The sequence below is a fragment of the Massilia sp. Bi118 genome (assembly GCF_918697865.1).
Classification (GTDB): domain Bacteria; phylum Pseudomonadota; class Gammaproteobacteria; order Burkholderiales; family Burkholderiaceae_D; genus Telluria.
This window is the reverse complement of the sequence record NZ_CAKKMV010000019.1, coordinates 42,514-61,102: the sequence shown is the minus strand read 5'-3', so window position 1 is coordinate 61,102 and position 18,589 is coordinate 42,514. Positions and strand designations below refer to the sequence as shown.

Genomic DNA, 18,589 nt, shown 5'->3' with positions numbered 1-18,589 from the left:
ACTGGATACCAATGCGCTACGACCTGGATACCTTGCGCCTGTTCGTGCTCGTCGTCGAGCACGGCAGCATCTCCGCCGCCGCCGAGCCCGGCAATGTGGTGACCTCCGCCATCAGCCGCCGCCTGTCGGAGCTGGAAAATGCCGTCGGCGTCGCCTTATTGCGGCGCAAGAGCCGGGGCGTGGAACCGACTGCGGCCGGCCTGACCGTCTACAAGCACGCCAAAGCCATCCTCGGCCAGCTACGCCAGATGGACTGCGACATCAGCGAGCACCACGCGGGCGTTTCCGGCAGCGTGCGCGTCTGGGTGAACATGACGGCGCTGTGCTATTACCTGCCCCCGCAGCTGAATACCTTCATGGCGCAATACCCGGGCGTCTCGGTCGAACTGGTGGAAAAGCTGAGCGATTCGATCGCCCATGCCGTCAAGGCAGGCGAAGCCGACCTGGGCATCTGCGCCCCCTCCGGCAGCATGCCCGGCGTCTCGGAAGCAAATTACGTGACCGACCAGCTGGTGCTGATCGTCCCGCGCGCCCACAAATTCGCCCAGCGCAAGCGCATCGCCTTCGAAGAAACGCTGGACGAAAAACACATCATGATGCAGAGCGGCGCCTCGATCCACACCATGTCCCAGGCCGCCGCCCAGGTGCTCGACCGCCGGATCCAGCAGTCCGTGCTCGTCACCAATTTCGAGGCCATGCGCAATATGGTGGCCGAAGGTTTGGGGATTGCCCTCATCCCCGAGATTGCCTTGAGAGGCGTGGACAATTCGCGCTTCTGCGTCGTGCGGCTGACCGACAAGTGGTGCGTGCGGAAATTCAAGATTCTCTGGAATGCGCATTTGCCGCAGTCGCCGGCGGCGACGCGCCTGTTGAAGCATTTGCAGAGCGATGGCGAGTGAGAGCACTTATTTCTTGTCGAGCGTCTCGCACACGACGCAGGCGATGCCTCGCTTCATGTTGCGATAACGGGTTCCGATAAAGAGGGCGGATGCGATTGCTGCCCAGATCAGTGCCGATGGCCAGGCGCGGGCGAAGGTTTCGTCGCGCATCAGGAGGTCGATGACGAGCAGGAGGCCGAACATGGAGACGACGGCGAACAGGTACTGAACGATCCAGTGCGATGGTTTGGGCATGGCCTTGGTCCTCGGTGGGTTTTTCACGGTGTGTCAAGCATGCTTTACATCGTAGGTTAGGTAATTTGCGATGTCAAGTGCCCTTTACATCGCATCCTGGACTCGCCAAGCTGCGTTTCCGGACTGCAATATGCTGTAGCTAAACAATCATGAACAGCCGGAGATGGCCTCTATCCCTCACTACGAACAGCATGCGCCTCGACTGGTCGAACAATACGAGTCGCTGTCTTTTCAAGAGGTCCACGCAAGCCTCCTCGACATGCTGCCGCCGCCAGGCGCAACGGTGCTGGATGTCGGCGCCGGCTCCGGCCGTGACGCGGCCTGGTTCGCGGCGAATGGATACGACGTGGTCGCCGTCGAGCCGTCCGAGGCCATGCTCGCCCATGCGCGAAAGTTGCATCCCTCGAGCCGCATTCACTGGGTGCCCGACAGCCTGCCGGACCTTGCGAACGTTCGGCGCCTCGGCCTGAGCTTCGATCTCATCCTCCTCTCCGCCGTCTGGATGCACATCCCGCCGGCGGCGCGTCAGCGCGCCTTGAGGAAGCTGGCAACGCTGCTGGCGCCAAATGGACGCATCGCGATCAGCCTGCGGCTTGGCCCGCCCGACAGCGAGCGCGCCATGTACGAGGTCTCGTTGCCGGAACTCTCGAACCTTGCCCAACAGTTCGGCCTCCGCATCGTTCGCACAAACGATAGCCAGGACCAGCTTGGCCGGAGCGAGGTGTCGTGGACCAACGTCGTGCTGGGTCTTCCTGATGATGGTCTCGGCGCCCTTCCCTTGCTGCGGCATCTGATCCTGGTCGACGAGAAGGCCTCGACGTACAAGATTGCGCTCCTGCGTGTCCTGGAGCGCATCGCCGATACCGCGGCGGGCCTGGCCCGCTACGAGGCGGACTCCGTGGTGGTTCCGCTCGGCCTGGTGTCCCTGTTCTGGATGCGCATGTACAAGCCGCTAATCGACAACGCGCTGCCGCAAATGCCGCCGTCGCGGCTGGGCACGGGCCCCGGCTTCGTTACCGACAGTTTTCTCGCCCTCCGGCCCATCACCGCAGTCGAGCTGCGCATCGGCTCCGTGTTCAGCGGACAGACGGCGAAGCACCTGCACCGGAGTCTTTCGGAGATCTCTCAAGTGATTCGCAACATGCCGGCGAATTACCTTCGATGGCCGGCCAGCGACAATCCGATCTTCGAAGTCACCCGCCGCCGCATGGTGTCCACGCCCGCCCAGCTGCAGATCGACGAAGCCTTCCTGTGGAGTCTCGGTGACTTCCGCATTCCGCTCGAGATCTGGCAGGCGCTGACGCATTACAACGTGTGGATCGAGCCGGTGCTGGTGTCGGAATGGGTCAGGCTGATCGAGTCCTACTGTAACGACGGGCGCCCGGACATCCGCGCGCTTGCATACTCGCTGCTCGCCTGGGTGGATCCGGTGCGTGACACCAGCTTCGCCAGGGCGGCGGTCGATCGCATCCGCGCAGCCGGCAAGCCGGTCTACTGCGTGTGGTCCGGCGCCCGCCTGCGCGACGTGTACGACGTCGATCACTGCTTCCCTTTTGCTGCCTGGCCTTGCGGGGATGCGTGGAACCTGATGCCGGCGGCGCGGCAGATCAATATTCAGAAGTCGAATCGGCTTGTTACCCAGGCTGCGCTTGAACGGGCGAGCGAAACGATCGGCGAGTGGTGGCGCGAAGCCTTCCTTACGCAAGGCGAAGGCTTGCGCCGCCAGTTCTTCCTTGAAGCTTCACAGACCCTGCCGATACTCGTGAACAGTCCGGAACCGGCTGACGTTATCGATGCGATGAAGGTGCACCGTATCCGGCTGAGCAAGGATCAGGGGTTGCGGCCTTGGGAACCGGCCAGTTTCACAGGTCGCAAACCACCAGCGGTGGAGGTAGCGGAACCGCGCTGTCGACAGACATCGGGCTAATCCCTGCAGTTTATGCGGTGATTACGCTGAATATTCGTCGCATCACAAAGAACAAAGAACAAAGCCCCAACAAATGGGGCTCTAGTTCAGTATTCTTGGCGGAAGCGGTGTCCGCCAACTCCACTATGAGGATTTCAATTAATTAAGGCCTACCCACATGCCAACCCCCTTCGACATGAGCTTGATCAACGCCCTACTCTCGACCGACAATTTCGAGGGCATCGTCGTTGTAGCACTTCGCCTCTATGTGGCCCTTTATCAGAGCGCGATTCGCCCAAAGGATATTGGGCCACCGCGCGTCCCATGCTTTGTAGGCATCCCAAGAAGAGCCATACATAAATTTGTTCGACATACTATCCATAGACTTTAAAACGGCTTTGAGGTAGATGGCTTCAATTGACGTGCCGGGGAGTTCGAGAATAGTGCCTAGGTGGCAGAGCCATCGTGCAAGATGTTGATATTGCTCCCATGCCCCCGTAGCACCAGTTAGCCCGATCTTTTTTTTAATTATTTCCCCTAGAGCCGCTACGACATCGTCGTCGTTGATGCTCCGCCCTATAGCGGCAACTGAAGCAGTTACTTCATAAAACGATTGCTCTTGGCCAAGGTAGCTATCCTCATAAGTATCGCCATTTTCGAGCACCTTTTTTATTTTTTCTATTGACGGAACTGCACACTTTTTCGCTGCTGCCATCTGGTTTGTAAGCTTTTCGAAAAACACATGTATTTCCGTGGAATCGATTACTCGAATCCCGTAGCAATGCGCGTAGTACTCTTTTAAATATCCAGCAACTTTCCCCCTGGACACCAGAAAAAGATTTCCACCAATGACGTGACTGCGAGAAAAACGCTTGTAGTCGTTTATGATTGTTTTTAAATTTGTGTCGGCTAATGAATACCCAAGAATTACTACTGTATTTTCATGCAAAACGGTGCTTAGTTTACGGGAAAAATATGTTTCACCTGTCATAAAACGGAAATAATCATCCGAGGTTACCACCATATTGAGCGGCGATTCAACAGAACCATGAACATGAAATACTTTGACGGGTGTTGATGAACGTGGAATCGGAAAGCCAGGAGAAATCGATTGGCATCGCTCCGCCCCTGCAAGGTCTTCGGCAAGCAAATCGTAGTTCGTTGTTACTACACGAAGCGGAGTGGTCTTAAAAAACTCTTCAATTACCGCGTTGTCACCGACGCATTCCAGCTTTGATATCATTTCTGCTATATCATCGTGAAGCACTTTCCCGCGCTTCGCGAATTGCAGAGAAATGACCTGTGCGGCTTCCTCAAGACTTAGAGGGTTCTCTCCGTCTTTGGGAAATAGTGCAGAAATGATCTCAGATCCGTTAGGAAGGAGACCGCATGCTTGCTCTAGAAGCCCTTGCCAACTTGGAGCTTTATTTTCTGTGACCGCCTTTGAGAAGCCGGTTCCAGTAAAAAGACAGAGACGATTTGTAACTGCAGCGTATGCTATTTCAAAATAAGCGTTCAATCTGTATCCTTATGTAATTTCTTTTTTTTTGCAGCTTAAGCCCACTCCGCGCTCAGTGTCTCCGCCTGCTGCATAACCAAGGCAACAGCCGCCTCCTCCTTCACGGGCGGATATTTGTACTTGCGTAGGATTCGTTTTACGAGCAGGCGCAGCTTGGCGCGCACGCTGTCGCGCACTGCCCAATCGACGCTGGCATTCTTACGCAGGCTGTCGGCCAACTCGTGGGCGATCTTCTTTAGCGTCTCATCCCCCAACTCGCGCACGGAGTCCTCGTTTTCAGCGAGCGCATCGTAGAAAGCCAGTTCATCGGCATTCAAGCCAGCGTTGGCGCCCCGCTCGGCTTCCTCCCTGAATTTCTTCGCCATGGCGATCAGCTCTTCCATCACCTGCGCCGTCTCGATCGACCGATTCTGGTACCGCTTGATCACGTTGGTCAGCATCTCGCTGAACTTGTTGTTTTGCACAACGTTGGTGGCGAACCGGGTTTTGATTTCTCCTTCAAGCAGGCGCTCTAAAAGCTCTACGGCCAGGTTGCGCTCGGGCAGGTTGCGCACCTCGTTGAGAAAGTCATCATCAAGGATGCCAATGTTCGGCTTTTCCAGACCCGCCGCATTGAAAATGTCCACGACCTCATTCGACACTAGCGCCGAGCCAATAATCTGCCTTACGGCTAAGTCGCGCTCTTCGTCCGTACGCTTCTTGGCGCTGATTTCCTTCTTGGTCAGTAACACCTTGACCGCTTGGAAGAATGCAACCTCGTCACGCACGGCCTTAGCCTCATCAAGCGTGCAACACAGGGTAAATGCCTTCGACATAGCGAGAGCCGTATCGCCGAATCGCTTCTTGCCGTCTTCCAGGCCGAGCACATGGTTCGCGACCTTGGCCAGCATGCCGTGTCCACCAGTCAGGAAGCCGCTATAGTCGATTTTGTGAAGCATGACGCGCAACACATCCAGCTTCTCCTCCAGCACGGCGTAAGCCTCGTGCGCATCGACAGTAGGACGCCCTCGGCCATTGCTTGCTGTGTACTCCTTGAGCGCCTGTTTCAGGTCGCTAGCGATGCCGATGTAATCGACCACAAGCCCACCCTGCTTGTCGCGGAACACGCGGTTGACGCGCGCGATCGCCTGCATCAGGTTGTGCCCCTTCATCGGCTTGTCCACGTACATTGTGTGCACGCACGGTGCGTCGAAGCCGGTCAGCCACATATCCCGGACGATCACCAATCGCATTGGATCACCGGGATCTTTGAATCGCTTCTCCATCCGCTTCTTGACCTGCTTCGAGTAGATATGGGGTCGTAGCAGCGGCTTGTCGCTGGCGGAGCCGGTCATCACGATCTTGATCACACCCTTTTCCGGGTCGTCGTCGTGCCAGGCAGGCCGTAGCTCAATGATCGCGTTGTACAAGTGCACACAGATGTCCCGACTCATGGCCACTACCATTGCCTTGCCCGTCTGGGCCTTGTCACGCTCTTCGAAGTGATGGACTAGGTCGGCGGCAATCTGCTTGATGCGTGGCTCGGAACCCACAACTTTTTCTAGTGCGGCCCAGCGGCTCTTGAGGAGCGCCTTCTGGTCGTCCTCCTCATCTTCCGCCAACTCTTCCACTTCGTCGTCGATGACATCGAGGGATTCTTCTTTTAGCCCCAGCTTCGCTAAGCGCGACTCATAGTAGATCGCCACCGTCGCGCCATCGTCGCGGGCCTGCTGCATGTCATAGATGTGGATGTAGTCGCCGAAGACCGCCCGCGTGTCGCGGTCTTCGCTGGATACCGGCGTGCCAGTGAACGCCACGAAGGTGGCATTAGGAAGCGCATCCCGAAGATTCTGCGCATAGCCGACCTGATACCGCTCTGAGTACTGCGCTGGCGCCTCTTCGACGGCTAATTGCGATGCTGATACCGCCCCCGTGGCGAGCAACTCAGGCTTTAGCTTGCGGGTCTTCAGCTTCGCTTCAAAGCCATACTGCGTTCGATGCGCCTCGTCAGCAATGACAACAATGTTATGTCGATCAGACAGAAGCGGGAACATGTCTTCGTCCTCCCCCGGCATAAACTTTTGGATGGTGGCGAATACGATTCCGCCCGAGGGTCTGTTCGCCAACTTCGCCCGCAAGTCCTGCCTCGTCAATGCCTGAACAGGTTGCTCGCGCAGGAGATCTTGCGACAGGGAGAACACGCCAAACAACTGGCCATCGAGATCGTTGCGATCGGTGATGACCACAATGGTCGGGTTCTCCATCGTGGTCTCCCGCATCACTCGCGCGGCGAAGCAGGTCATGGTGATACTCTTACCCGATCCTTGGGTATGCCATACCACGCCACCCTTTTGGGTTCCTCCAGGGCGCGATGCGGCAACTACCTGCATGATCGCAGCGCGCACGGCGTGAAACTGGTGATAGCCGGCGATTTTCTTGATTAGTGCCCCGTCATCCTCAAACAGGACGAAGAAGCGAAGGAAGTCGAGCAGATAGACTGGGGCCAACACTCCGCGCACGAGCGTTTCAAGCTCATTGAACTGTCCTAGCGGATCGAGCACGACGCCGTCGATAGTGCGCCACGCCATGTACCGCTCGGCGTTACTGGACAGCGAACCCATGCGGGCTTCGGTGCCGTCCGCGATCACGAGCACCTCGTTGTACTGGAACACGTCCGGTATTTGCTCCTTGTAGGTCTCGATCTGGTCATAGGCCCTCCAAATGTCCGCGTTCTCGTCGGCTGGATTCTTGAGTTCAAGCAGCACCAACGGCAGGCCATTGACGAATAGGATAATGTCGGGGCGCCGGGTGTGCTTCGGCCCTTTAATGGAGAACTGATTCACCGCCAGCCATTCGTTTGCCGCGACGTTAGCAAAGTCAATTAAGCGGACGAAATCGCCGCGCGTCTCGCCATTGCGTTGATACTCGACGGGCACGCCGTTGACTAGCATGCGATGGAACAGTCGATTCGCTGATATGAGCACAGGATTTTCTAAGTTTAATACCTGTTGCAGCGCATCCTCGCGGGCGGCATATGGTACCGATGGGTTGAGTCTGGCGATGGCCCCGCGCAGCCGTCCAACCAGCACGACTTGAAGGTAATTGCTACGCTCGGGGGCGTTGCCGTCAACCGCGATATCGGGGCCATATACATGACTGTATCCGGTGGCGCTCAGCCATGCCAATGTTTCTTGTTCGAGTTGGTCTTCAGTCATGGGCAAGCCGCTCAATGGCGATTATTGTTGATGGGAATTAGGCTGCGCGCTTTACTTGGTTAGCGGCTTCAGGCAGACGCAACTGGCCCGAGATCAAGCGCGGGAGCAGCGTGTCGCGAAGAGTGGTTAGTGTTTCCTTTAAGGCTTCGTTTTTTTCGATCTTTAACAGACAGGGGCCAAGAATTTCATTGGCCATTTTCTGTATTAAAAGCGGAGGAAATAACATCTCAACCTTCCTAAGTTCACTCTGCCGAATACCTACTACGGTTGTACCTGTCGCCCTAGCACGCAGACGTTCTTGAGTCTCACTTGACGTCAGCGAAAAATATAAAAAAGATGAAAAACAGTTCCTTGGATTTGCGCGCATCGCAAATACCCGCTGACTGATGCAGAAATTATGATTCTCTGCAAGATACAGTAGCTCACCAAGTGGTGCTTCGGATGTCATCAAAACATCGCCAGGCGCAAGTTTATCTTTCATCCACAAATCGAACAATTCACCATCAACAAAATTCATGGCCTGTTTTTCTACCAATCTACCTCTTTTTATATTTTTGGCAGACACCGCGGGAATGCCTGAACGCGACCAATCGCGGCCTAGCTTTTTTGGGGTTTTACCTCTGTAATCTATGATCATGGCAGTTGCTTGATCAATTGTGCCAATAGACCACCCCTTCGGTACCAGCCCCAATTTCGATTCTTCGAAGCTATTGGGAAACAGCGCGGCGGTTTCAGCATCCATTCCTTCCGGCTCGCGGCCCTCCTGCTTGGCACGCACTGGATCGAAGTCCACGAACCAAGATTTGAACAGGGTTTGGGCGATTTCTTCTAGTGTGGCATTCGTTTCGCGCAATAGAGTGATTCGATCATCAAGTGCGCCGAGAATATTACTTGCATATAGCTGAGCCGGCAGTGCGGGAACTGGGATTTTGACTTTGCGAAGTTCAACTTGGCGAATTCCTTGGACTGTCGTGCCGGTTGCCCTTCCAAGAACATCGGCCCTGACTTGACCTGTTTGTAGAGCATAATAAAGAAAGCGACCGTCAATGATGCCCTGATGAGGCCGAAGCGCGAATAATCGTTGACCCAAGCACCAGTCTTTGTCGCGGTTTAAATAGGCAAGTTCGCCTAGGGGCGCTTCTGATGTCATGATCACATCGCCTGCGCGCAGTGGAGTCTTCATCCATTTTGTGTAAACGGACGCATCCACAAAGCGAGGCGCATCAGCACCTAAATCGATTCGTCCATCTTTTATGAGCTTCGCCGAAATAACTCGGTGGCCACTTTCAACGAAATCTCCTCCTAGCTTGAGTGGCGTAATGCCCCTTCGGTCTATGATGTCCTCAATAACTTCATCTATTCGCAACCAACTAACTTCAGAAGTCATATCCGAGCCCCCCCAGCTGCCGGCGTATCAATAGATCGAGCTCCATCCCATGAGCCATCTGCTCGCCCAGCATCTCTGTCAATCTTTGCATCTTGTCACCGAATGTGCCATCGTCATCGTCGACGGCTTCAGCCCCAACATAACGCCCCGGCGTCAACACATGTCCATGCTCGGCGATCTCGGCCAGCGCGACGCTACGGCAAAAACCCACCACGTCCTGATACTCGCCTGCGTCTAATTCGCCGCGCCATGCAGCTACGGTCGCAGCGATCTTGTCAATCACCTCTTCCGTGAACTCGCACTGCACGCGGCTGATCATGCTGCCCAGCTTGCGCGCGTCGATGAATAAAACCTCGCCGTTACGTACCCGCTTCTCCTTGACCAGGAACCACAGGCAAGCCGGAATCTGGGTGTTGAAGAAGAGTTGACCCGGCAGCGCAATCATGACTTCAATCTTGTCGGCCTCGACCATGGCACGGCGAATGTCACCTTCACTGTTTTGGCTGGACGACATTGAGCCGTTGGCGAGCACGATGCCGGCCCGCCCCGTGGACTTAAGGTGGTACAGCATGTGCTGAAGCCATGCGTAGTTAGCGTTGCCCTGTGGGGGCGTGCCGTAGACCCAGCGCGGATCACCTTCTAGGCTGCCATGCCACCAGTCCGATATATTGAATGGCGGGTTAGCCAGCACGAAGTCGGCGCGCAGGTCGGCATGCTGATCGCGCACAAAAGTGTCAGCCGGCTCTTTTCCTAGATTGAAGTCGATACCACGGATGGCCAGATTCATCGCTGCCAGCCGCCATGTCGTGGGGTTGGCTTCCTGTCCGTAGATCGACACGTCGCCGATCTTGCCGCCATGCGCCTCAATAAACCGCTCGGACTGCACGAACATACCGCCCGAACCGCAGCACGGGTCGTACACCTTGCCGTGATGTGGCGCCAGCACCGCCACCAAGGTCTTGACGATCGACGCAGGCGTGTAGAACTGGCCACCGCGCTTGCCTTCCGCACTGGCGAACTGTCCCAGGAAGTATTCATATACCTGTCCGAGAAGATCGCGAGCATGATTTTTGGCCGTGTCGCCAGACTCTCCAAAGCCAATGGTCGAGACCAGATCGACCAACTCACCGAGCTTTCCGTCCGGGAGCTGTACCCTGGCGTACCGCTTGTCGAGAATCCCCTTCAGCTTCGGATTTTCTGCCTCGATCAGCGAGAGGGCATCGTCAATGCGTTTGCCGATGTCGGCTTGCTTAGCTTGGGAGCGCAATGTCTCCCAGCGCGCCGCCTCGGGCACCCAGAATACGTTGACCTCTTTGTAGTAATCGCGATCCTCCAGCTCATCGGCGAGCATTTCAGCGTCGACATCGTGGAGAAAATAGTCGTCGGCGGGGTCGGCAAAGCGCGTCGTCAGCTCATCGCGACGGGTCTGGAACGTGTCGGAAATATATTTGACGAAGATTAGGCCCAGCACGATGTGCTTGTACTCAGCGGCGTCCATGTTGGCGCGCAGCTTGTCTGCTGTTGCCCAAAGGGTTTTCTTGATGTCTTCAATCATGTAGGGATGCGTGGCGCTTTAATTCTTGACGGCCACAATCTTATCCCATCTTATGCAGTACCAAAATGCAATATTTGCATTACAAACCGGCTTTCTCCATCAGGTCGCGTACTGTTGTATCGAGAGCAGCCGCCATTCTGACAAGGTGCAGCAAGCCCGAGTTCTGCTCACCGCGTTCGATCGCACCGAGGTACGAGCGGTCGATACCACTTCGATGTGCCAACTCCTCTTGTGAAATGCCGCGCACTGTCCGCGCTACGCGAACAGCGGCGCCGAACGCGACAAGGGCAGCGTCTTTCGAGTGAGGGGAACTAATTGGCATAGGCCAATCTTCTGGGTAAGATTAGCCTCTTTCCACGGGCAATCTTCCCCAACAAGACTTATTTTCATTCAATGAAAAGAATATTTATTTTAGGTGCAACTTTGCCAAGTTTCTTATCCTTTGCGCGGTACTGGTCGGTTGCGCCTCTACCACTGGCATCGTCCCGACCGGGAACGACACCTTCATGATCTCTCGCGAGGGCAATAGCCCGGCGGCCTCCCTAGGCAAGATTAAAGCCGCCACATTCAACGAGTCCGGGGTGCGTTGCACTGGCCGGGGCAACAACGTCAAAGCGATCAGCGAAACCGATACGCCACGCTTCTTTGGCCAGTTCCCGCAGTCCACGCTGCACTTCACTTGCGTTTGATCTGCCCCCGTCGGCGCCCGCCGCTTGCAGCCTCACGACACCTATGAACCTAAGACTCAGCCCTATCAGGACAGCGTTCCTCAAAATGATAATGGCCAGGTATGGCCCGATCTATCTGCTGCGCGGGCCGTCTGGTAGCTGGCACACCTGCTGGTCCAATGACGCCCACGACGAGCTGGCAATGGAGTCTTACCTCATCGACGATGGAATGGACGGCCCCTCTTGCTTTTCCACTAGGCGTGAAGCATTGCGAGAAATACTGAGATCGCTCGACAGCGAGATCGAAGCCGGCGGCGTGGGGTACGTCGGAGAACGGCAACGGGCTAGGGATAGCTTAATCCTGAGCACGAACGAAGAAGACCCGTCAGCGGTACCGAACGAGTTTTCGGGCACGTTGGCCGAGACGCAACTCATCGAAGCTTGGATGGGTTCAGATCGATACGAGGCCCATGTGAAGGCCACAGCGGCGAAGCGACATGCGGCACATGTAGCTGCCTGTGCAGAGCAAGGACGGCGCGAACGAGTGTTTGAGCAGATCGTCATGGTCTTCGGCAATCAGGTCGTGGAAGAGATAAACGCTGCCATCAAACGCGCGTGGCTCGAACAACCGCCCAGATCGCGACGAACCGCCCATGGCCAGAAGGCAGGCGAAGTAATGCCTATGCCACAGCTTGCCATCGCGTCCGGTCGCGCGGCCTTCTACAGTCCAGGTCGGGCCAAGCCCCTGCCGGTAAGGACACCACTCTCCGCGCCCGACATGAGATACGGGCACAAGAATCACTGGCAGCATCCTACGTGGGTGGACATCGTGATACCAGCGGTTGCTCAGATTATCGACAGGTTTGAACAGGATGCTCCGGTCGCGCCACTTCGCGTTAGCAAGGGCGCCGAGTTACCATAGCCTCATGACTCGACTATCTGCTCCGACCCTCTACCAATGCCCTGCCTGCGCAGGGTACTTTACCCGCTCGGTTCTTACGTTCTTGCATTTTTACGATGACGTACCGGACTGGTCAGATGGGATGAACGGGCAATGGTGGGCGGGAATCGGAGCGCCTGTGGGGCGGTGCCCAACTTGCACCAAAGTCGTTTGGGTCGACGACGCCAAGGCCGTGATGCCCACCCCTCGGAAGCCTCGTCCAGTCGGTGCCGTGGCCCGCTTGTGGCACCGAATGACGGGTGACAGCAAACGGCGACTCCGCGATGAGCGTGACTGGATCGCGCTACCCCGAGAGATCAAAGAAGCCGACTGCATTAATGGTCTACAGAGCGCACGAGACCTCCTAGACGCCTTGGCGAGTCTATTACCTGACGCGGGGGATCGAGAGATTTATGTGCGGCGGCGACTCTGGTGGGCTTCTAACGATCACCATCGCCTTCGTTCAGATGGGACACCGACTGCATCGCAGCCAACCGTGGCGCCGGCCGACGCGCATACTAACGCCCTACGGCTGCTGGAACTGTTCGAGACTGATCCCTCTAAGCAGGTAGAGCGCGGCGAGCTGTTGCGGCAATTGGGGCGATTTGATGAAGCGGTCGCGGTGTTGAAAACAGTGAAGCCCGATGGTCATTCGGAAGTTAAGGCCAGCAAGATTCAGCGATTGGCCCAAGCGGGACATACTAAGCTGACGTCGCTTTAGACAGTCCAGCAAATGCCCCGTTAGGGTTACTGATTGCTTGTCGGCCCGCACCAGCGGATTCGGACGATGTTTGGCGTCGAAAAAAATTTCGGCTTTTTCTATACCCCGCCGAGTTTTGACGGGGTGGCCGATCAACTAGCAAGGTAGGCCAGGTAGCCTTTGCCCCCCGCTCGTCGCGCATTAAAATGACAATGGTCGGGAACTTGCCGAAAATCGTGAGGATCGCAGCCATCTTGGCAAGGAAACGCGCGATTTGGCCGGCGCATCCCGCCTCGTAGCCAAGACCATAGATGCTACATGGAGGTTGGCCTGATTTGGTCCGCCGCACGGTTTCGTCAGCCGGCAATCGTGCGTACGTTGTGCGGCCTTCGGTTTAGTCATCCATTACTTAGCATCCGGCGCGCTGCTGACGTGCAGCCAATGAATGTGCCGCAAGTCGGTCCGGATTTTCGCGTCACGCGCTCTTGCGCGCCCTAGTCTTGCGGAAGTCGCCATGGATCCTCCACATAGTCTCTACGTGCGACTCGAACTTGCCGCCAATCTCGATTTGGGCGCCCTCGGCTTTCGCAATCAAGTCGGCATTCACACCAAAGTCGTCGTCGTAGCGCAGCGTCAGCGAGAAACTGTTCATTCCTCCTTTAAGACGCGATTCTGCGATTGCTTGCCACAGAGGCTCATGCGGATACCAAATCAGGTCTTCTGGCACGCTCGGCGAACCGGAACTCTTAAAAGACGCCTCAAACAAGACTTTGGAGCGCGCGCCCGCGTTCCCCTTTGTAGTTAGGCCGACTGTCGCTTTTTCTTCAGGCACCGGAACATCGACCTTCCCAACTACTTCGCGGGACCAGCCATGCTCATGTTCGACGACGAGGCTTGTGGCCCCAAGCGCCATGAGCAAGCGCCAAGCTTCGGCAAATTTCTGCTCGAACGCCATCCGGTGGAAGCTCGCCGCAGGCAAATAATGTAGGGGTGCTTTCGGATGAATTACATATAGTGTGCGGAGCTTGATATGCCCTGGAATTGTCAAATTGGCTTGCTTAAACTCACGGCTAGTCGCGTATTGGACATCTAGTCCAGCGGCCTTGTCCGAAAGCGCGTCGATCGCGCGCTCGACCGGAATCGACCAGAGGGGGCCGAGGATAAGGCGCCTAGCAACCCGGCCCACCTTGCGGGTAGTCGTGCTCGCCTGTGGGCCGGTCGCCCGGCACTTACGGCGCTCCGCAACTTCATTTTCAGGATAGATGACGATCATCGTCCGCTCTTCTGGTGGTAGCGCGGCAAGGTTAATAGTCTGGAGGGGCGAGTTCATTCTGTTTTTGGAAACTAAAGACGAAAGCTGATGCTGCCATAGAAGTTTCTTCTACGCAACGACTGGCGGCAACCTAGATTGTTCGTTTCGTTGGGTCAGGTAGGGGCCGCCGGGGTTGCGCAGCCCAAGACATCTGCTAGGGGTATCGATTATGCTCGCTTCGGACGCCCAATTTACTGATGAGTTTTGTTAGTCGTATCGCCGCTTTGGCTCGGCCTCACCACCGTCAACACTGTCGCCCGCGACACACCGTAGAGCTTCGCTAGCGCGCTTACGCTCTGTTTGTTCGCATAGCCTTGAGCCATCGCTTTGCGCTGCTCTGGCGTCGTTTTGGACGGCCTGCCGAGCACCTTTCCTTCTGCCTTCGCTCGGGCCAGCCCCGCCTGGGTACGCTCAACGATCAAATCCCTCTCCATTTCCGCGACCGCGGCAAGCATGGTCAGCATGAGCTTACCAGCGGGGGATGTCAGGTCGAGCTTCCCGAGCTGGAGGACAACGACCTCGACACCGAGACCAGCCAGCGTTTTAATGGTAACGAGGACATCCGGGGCATCGCGGCCAAGACGGTCAAGCTTAGATACGACGACGACGTCGTTCTTTCTCAATTTCGCCAACATGTCGCTGAATTGCGCGCGCTGCGATGCGTGCGCTTTACCGCTTACTACGTCAGAAAACCAGTACTCAACTGCGTAACCTGCGCGTTCGATCTCAAGCCGTTGGTTGTCTGCTGTCTGTTCTGCTGTTGACACTCGCCCATATCCAAACACCGCCATCGCCGCCCCTAATAGTGTTGAAAAACCTCATCAATATATATCAACATGTTGATATATGTAAATGCTATTTTTTTGACAGTTTTTTTTGGAGCAGACAACAGGTGTTCGAAAACGGCCGTTTATCATCAGTAACTCGTCAGGTAGGATATTGTTTTTTGGTTGAGGTAGAAGATGAAGCTGACAGCACTAGCAGTCGAGAATTACAAATCTTATCTTGAGAAACAGAGCGTTTTTGTCGAGCACGGGTTTAATATATTTCTCGGTGGAAACAACGCGGGAAAGACAACAATGCTGGAGCCTCTCGATATCGATACGACAATACATATCCCACATCGATCTATTAAGAATCTACGTGAGTTCGGCACAGAGCCGGCTGGCTGGTCAACGATGTCTATCACTTTAGAAATCGAGGCTTATGAAATGCGAGACCCGCAAAGCCGAATTCTCAAAATGCCTATTCCTGAAAGTTGGCGCGAACGTATACATGGACATTCAAATCCAGTGGATGGAATAACGCAAGCACTCACGGCAAATTCCAAAGTAGAACTGGTCTATAGCTTCGGAGCGGGGCGCCACTCATTGAGTACAACAAGTGCCTTGGGTACAAATTTTATTGATAGCGCATCAACCTCTTCAGTTCTTACTCTTACGCTCGATGCCCCCGACGATCGAAATTTAAAATACAAGGACCTCAACAACATGGGCGGAGCCTTTAATGGCGAGACAATAGCGATGTTGAAGAGATTAACCAATTCTTTTTATCGGTTCTCAGCCCATCGACGTCCTGCTGGACGATGCGCCGAAACCCCACATCCAGTTGTGTTGGCTCCTGACGCGGCCAACCTCGCATACTGTTTGAATGTGCTTCAATCAATGGATGCGCATGGGCATCAAATTCTATGCGAATGGATTAATAGGATTTTTCCTGCTGTTCAATGGGTTCAAGCATCGCCAAGGCCCGGTAATGTATTTGAAATTGAGTGTTTGCCACTTCCGCCATCAGCAAGACGCCCTGACCTTGCGGTGCCCTTAGATAAAATGGGCAGCGGCATCGGCAACGTAATTGCGATGCTTTACGTCGTTCTGACTGCTCGCATTCCGCGAGTTATTGCAATTGATGAGCCAAATTCATTCTTGCATCCAAAAGCGTTGCGAGAACTGCTTCAGATTTTTGCGGTTGAGGGAAAGATCCATCAGTATCTTTTAACCGCTCATTCTGCCGACGTTTTGACTGCAGTAGTCCCAAGTCTAGTAACGACGTTTGAGGTAAATAATGGCGCAACAGTAATACAACAGGTAAAAGGCGGTGAATTGGCAACGATTCGTGAAGAGCTCTCTGATCTAGGCATAAGGATGACGGAATTACACGGCCGCGACAGAGTTTTATGGGTAGAAGGCCAAACCGAAGAATTAGTTTTGCCGAATTTGTTACGTAGCTTCTGTCCAGAAGTAGCACCAGGGACAGCAACTCTTCGGGTTGAGCATACAGGAACATTCGAAAAGAAAGGTGTAGACCCAAAAGAAGTGGCCGCACTTTATAGTCGCCTCACTACTTCGACTGCCCTTGTTCCTCCAATGGTAGCCATTTTGCTCGACCGAGAAACACGTAGCAAAGCTGAATGTGCACGTTTGAGCAAGTCATCTAATAGTGTGCTACGGTTTTTAGATGAGCCAATGCTTGAGAACTATGTTTTACATCCTCATGCAATTGTTCATGCATTGAAAAGCCACGGGGAATCTCCGAACGCAAGTGACGTCCAACATTCTTTAGTCGAGTTATTAAGCTCGTCAAAGGGACATGTTGACGGAGCTAAAGTTTTGAAATCAATTTTCGAAAAATTTACCGACGCCAGAACGGAATTCAAAAAAACTAGGGATGTGCCCTTTATGATCAATTGGTTACTTGAGAACGAGCCAGATTTTTTAATGCCACTAAAAGAATTCTTAAGAAGCCTTTTCAATCTTCCGCAAAAGAAATTGGCTAATTGAGCTCTTGAAGACTCGAGGCAAAACAATCAGGAAGTCATTGGCGTAACTATGAAAATCAAATATTGATAAACAATAATGGGAAAGACAATAAAGATTTATCTTCCGGACGAAAGCGCATCAGGTATCCGACATGCCGAGATCACGAACTGGAGTGGCCAGGCTCTTGCTTGTCCACGCTCACGCTTCCAAGAGTTGCGCGAGTGGCCAGAGGTTCAGCGCCCTGGGGTTTACTTTCTTTTTGGTGTGGACGATGAGACTGGTAGTAACGCTGTGTATATTGGTGAGGCAGAGGTTGTAATCGATCGGTTGTCTTCACATATGACCGGAAAGGATTTTTGGACGGAAGTTATCGCTTTTACAAGTAAGGATGAAAACTTGACGAAAGCGCACGTTCGATACCTAGAGTCCCGCTTAGTTGCAATCGCTAAGCATGCAGGTCGTTATCGGATGACTAACTTTTCGTCCCCTCAGTTGCCATCGCTTCCACGTTCAGACCGCGATGCGATGGAAGAATTTCTTATAGCAGCGCGAATGTTGATGGGCGCGCTGGGGCATAAAGTCCTTGATACCCTCGTTTCTCAACCATTGGGTCATCAAGCTCCTGTCACAAAACCAGACGCTCAGTCGCAAAACGTTTTGGTTGGCGACATTGAAAGCATGCAAATATCAGATAAGCCGCCGATTTTTTATCTCCGGGTGGCGGATGTTGATGCTCGAGCTATACGTACCGATGAGGGCATAGTGGTGTTAGAAGGTTCTTTCGCAACAAATACCACATACAAAAGCATGACTAGCAGCATGGCGGCACTAAGGCAGACTTTGGTCGAGTTAGGTACGCTTGCCTTAGATGGTGCGAAATTGAGGATGACACGAGATCATCTCTTCAAGAGCCCATCACAAGCTGCAGGGGTGCTAGCGGGCTACTCGATCAACGGACGGGAATACTGGAAGCTGGAGGACGGAACGACTTACGCGCAGTTTGAAACACTGCAGTCAAAGCTGCTACTTAAAGACCTCACAAGCAAATAAAGTAGTCACACAACGTAAAAAGTGGGTGTGAGCAACTTAAAAAAGCTGCCCACGCTTTGGCGTGCACAACAATACGTAGGCTGTCAGATACGCACCAGCGAATCCCGGACGTTCTGATAATCGGCAGAGGTTAGGCGCTCGACACGCGCCGCTAAGCTGAGGTACCGTTTGCGCCATGCAAAAGGCTGACGTGCTGCCATAGGTTCGCCAGGCTCTGCCCCCATCTCCCGCAACAACTTCAATCGCGCGATCCGCACTCGATCTGCCGCTGACGCTGCAACATTCGTCCGGTATCGCAGCGTATGACAGTGTCGGCACGCCAGCTCATCGCCTCGAAAGTAAAGTGATTGAAAATTCCCTTCGTGCGCGCGAGGACACTTTAGGAGGGGGCGTACGCGGTCTTTTAAGCAGTGGACGGTCACGATGTCGACGATCCATGATCGGCCGCCTAGAAAGACCGCTAATC

General features: G+C 54.6%; 14 protein-coding genes and 2 pseudogenes. 7 read left to right on the top strand and 9 right to left on the bottom strand.

Annotated elements, in window-relative coordinates:
• Positions 1-11 precede the first annotated feature (11 nt).
• Positions 12-899 (top strand): LysR family transcriptional regulator, encoded by an 888-nt coding sequence (locus tag LQV39_RS22995; protein WP_230029510.1) that lies wholly within the window; start codon positions 12-14, stop codon positions 897-899.
• Between the two features lie 6 nt (positions 900-905).
• Here the strand turns inward: LQV39_RS22995 and LQV39_RS22990 are convergent, their stop codons facing one another.
• The gene (locus LQV39_RS22990) at positions 906-1,133 is read right to left on the bottom strand and encodes a hypothetical protein (protein ID WP_230029509.1); all 228 of its coding nucleotides are present in this window, start codon (positions 1,131-1,133) and stop codon (positions 906-908) included.
• Positions 1,134-1,296: 163 nt separating this feature from the next.
• On the opposite strand from LQV39_RS22990, the gene LQV39_RS22985 reads away from it, so the two are divergent.
• Positions 1,297-3,060, top strand: a complete 1,764-nt coding sequence (locus tag LQV39_RS22985; protein WP_230029508.1) for a bifunctional 2-polyprenyl-6-hydroxyphenol methylase/3-demethylubiquinol 3-O-methyltransferase UbiG — start codon at positions 1,297-1,299, stop codon at positions 3,058-3,060.
• Between the two features lie 193 nt (positions 3,061-3,253).
• Here LQV39_RS22985 and LQV39_RS22980 read toward each other — a convergent pair whose 3' ends face one another.
• The 6 genes and pseudogenes from LQV39_RS22980 to LQV39_RS22960 all read right to left on the bottom strand — a co-directional run bounded on the left by LQV39_RS22980 (position 3,254) and on the right by LQV39_RS22960 (position 11,016).
• A complete protein-coding gene (locus LQV39_RS22980) occupies positions 3,254-4,558 on the bottom strand; it encodes an SIR2 family protein (protein WP_230029507.1) in 1,305 nt (434 codons plus the stop codon).
• A 35-nt stretch (positions 4,559-4,593) separates the two neighbouring features.
• Positions 4,594-5,565: pseudogene (locus tag LQV39_RS26495) on the bottom strand (DUF3387 domain-containing protein); the annotation flags it as partial.
• A gap of 66 nt (positions 5,566-5,631) precedes the next feature.
• Positions 5,632-7,752: pseudogene (locus tag LQV39_RS22975) on the bottom strand (type I restriction endonuclease subunit R); the annotation flags it as partial.
• 37 nt (positions 7,753-7,789) lie between these two features.
• Positions 7,790-9,139, bottom strand: coding sequence for a restriction endonuclease subunit S (locus LQV39_RS22970; RefSeq protein WP_230029505.1), 1,350 nt, complete (start codon positions 9,137-9,139; stop codon positions 7,790-7,792).
• The gene (locus LQV39_RS22965; RefSeq protein WP_230029504.1) at positions 9,129-10,694 is read right to left on the bottom strand and encodes a class I SAM-dependent DNA methyltransferase; all 1,566 of its coding nucleotides are present in this window, start codon (positions 10,692-10,694) and stop codon (positions 9,129-9,131) included. The genes LQV39_RS22970 and LQV39_RS22965 overlap by 11 nt, the downstream gene beginning before the upstream one ends.
• Before the next feature lie 79 nt (positions 10,695-10,773).
• Positions 10,774-11,016: a helix-turn-helix domain-containing protein gene (locus tag LQV39_RS22960; protein ID WP_230029503.1), complete on the bottom strand. Its 243-nt coding sequence runs from the start codon at positions 11,014-11,016 to the stop codon at positions 10,774-10,776.
• Positions 11,017-11,200: 184 nt separating this feature from the next.
• Here LQV39_RS22960 and LQV39_RS22955 point away from each other — a divergent pair, with 184 nt between their 5' ends.
• The 3 genes from LQV39_RS22955 (at position 11,201) to LQV39_RS22945 (ending at position 13,023) form a co-directional block, all read left to right on the top strand.
• On the top strand, positions 11,201-11,383 hold the full coding sequence (locus LQV39_RS22955) for a hypothetical protein (protein WP_230029502.1): 183 nt from the start codon (positions 11,201-11,203) through the stop codon (positions 11,381-11,383).
• Positions 11,384-11,426: 43 nt separating this feature from the next.
• A complete protein-coding gene (locus LQV39_RS22950; RefSeq protein ID WP_230029501.1) occupies positions 11,427-12,284 on the top strand; it encodes a hypothetical protein in 858 nt (285 codons plus the stop codon).
• A gap of 514 nt (positions 12,285-12,798) precedes the next feature.
• Positions 12,799-13,023: a hypothetical protein gene (locus tag LQV39_RS22945; RefSeq protein WP_230029500.1), complete on the top strand. Its 225-nt coding sequence runs from the start codon at positions 12,799-12,801 to the stop codon at positions 13,021-13,023.
• Positions 13,024-13,477: 454 nt separating this feature from the next.
• Here the strand turns inward: LQV39_RS22945 and LQV39_RS22940 are convergent, their stop codons facing one another.
• Together LQV39_RS22940 and LQV39_RS22935 are read right to left on the bottom strand one after the other, a co-directional pair.
• A complete protein-coding gene (locus LQV39_RS22940) occupies positions 13,478-14,275 on the bottom strand; it encodes a hypothetical protein (RefSeq protein WP_230029499.1) in 798 nt (265 codons plus the stop codon).
• Between the two features lie 230 nt (positions 14,276-14,505).
• Entirely contained in the window at positions 14,506-15,105 is a 600-nt protein-coding gene (locus tag LQV39_RS22935) for a recombinase family protein (protein WP_230029498.1), read from the bottom strand.
• Between the two features lie 171 nt (positions 15,106-15,276).
• On the opposite strand from LQV39_RS22935, the gene LQV39_RS22930 reads away from it, so the two are divergent.
• Positions 15,277-17,094: an AAA family ATPase gene (locus LQV39_RS22930; RefSeq protein ID WP_230029497.1), complete on the top strand. Its 1,818-nt coding sequence runs from the start codon at positions 15,277-15,279 to the stop codon at positions 17,092-17,094.
• Positions 17,095-17,169: 75 nt separating this feature from the next.
• A complete protein-coding gene (locus LQV39_RS22925) occupies positions 17,170-18,123 on the top strand; it encodes a GIY-YIG nuclease family protein (RefSeq protein ID WP_230029496.1) in 954 nt (317 codons plus the stop codon).
• The last annotated feature ends 466 nt before the right edge of the window (positions 18,124-18,589 follow it).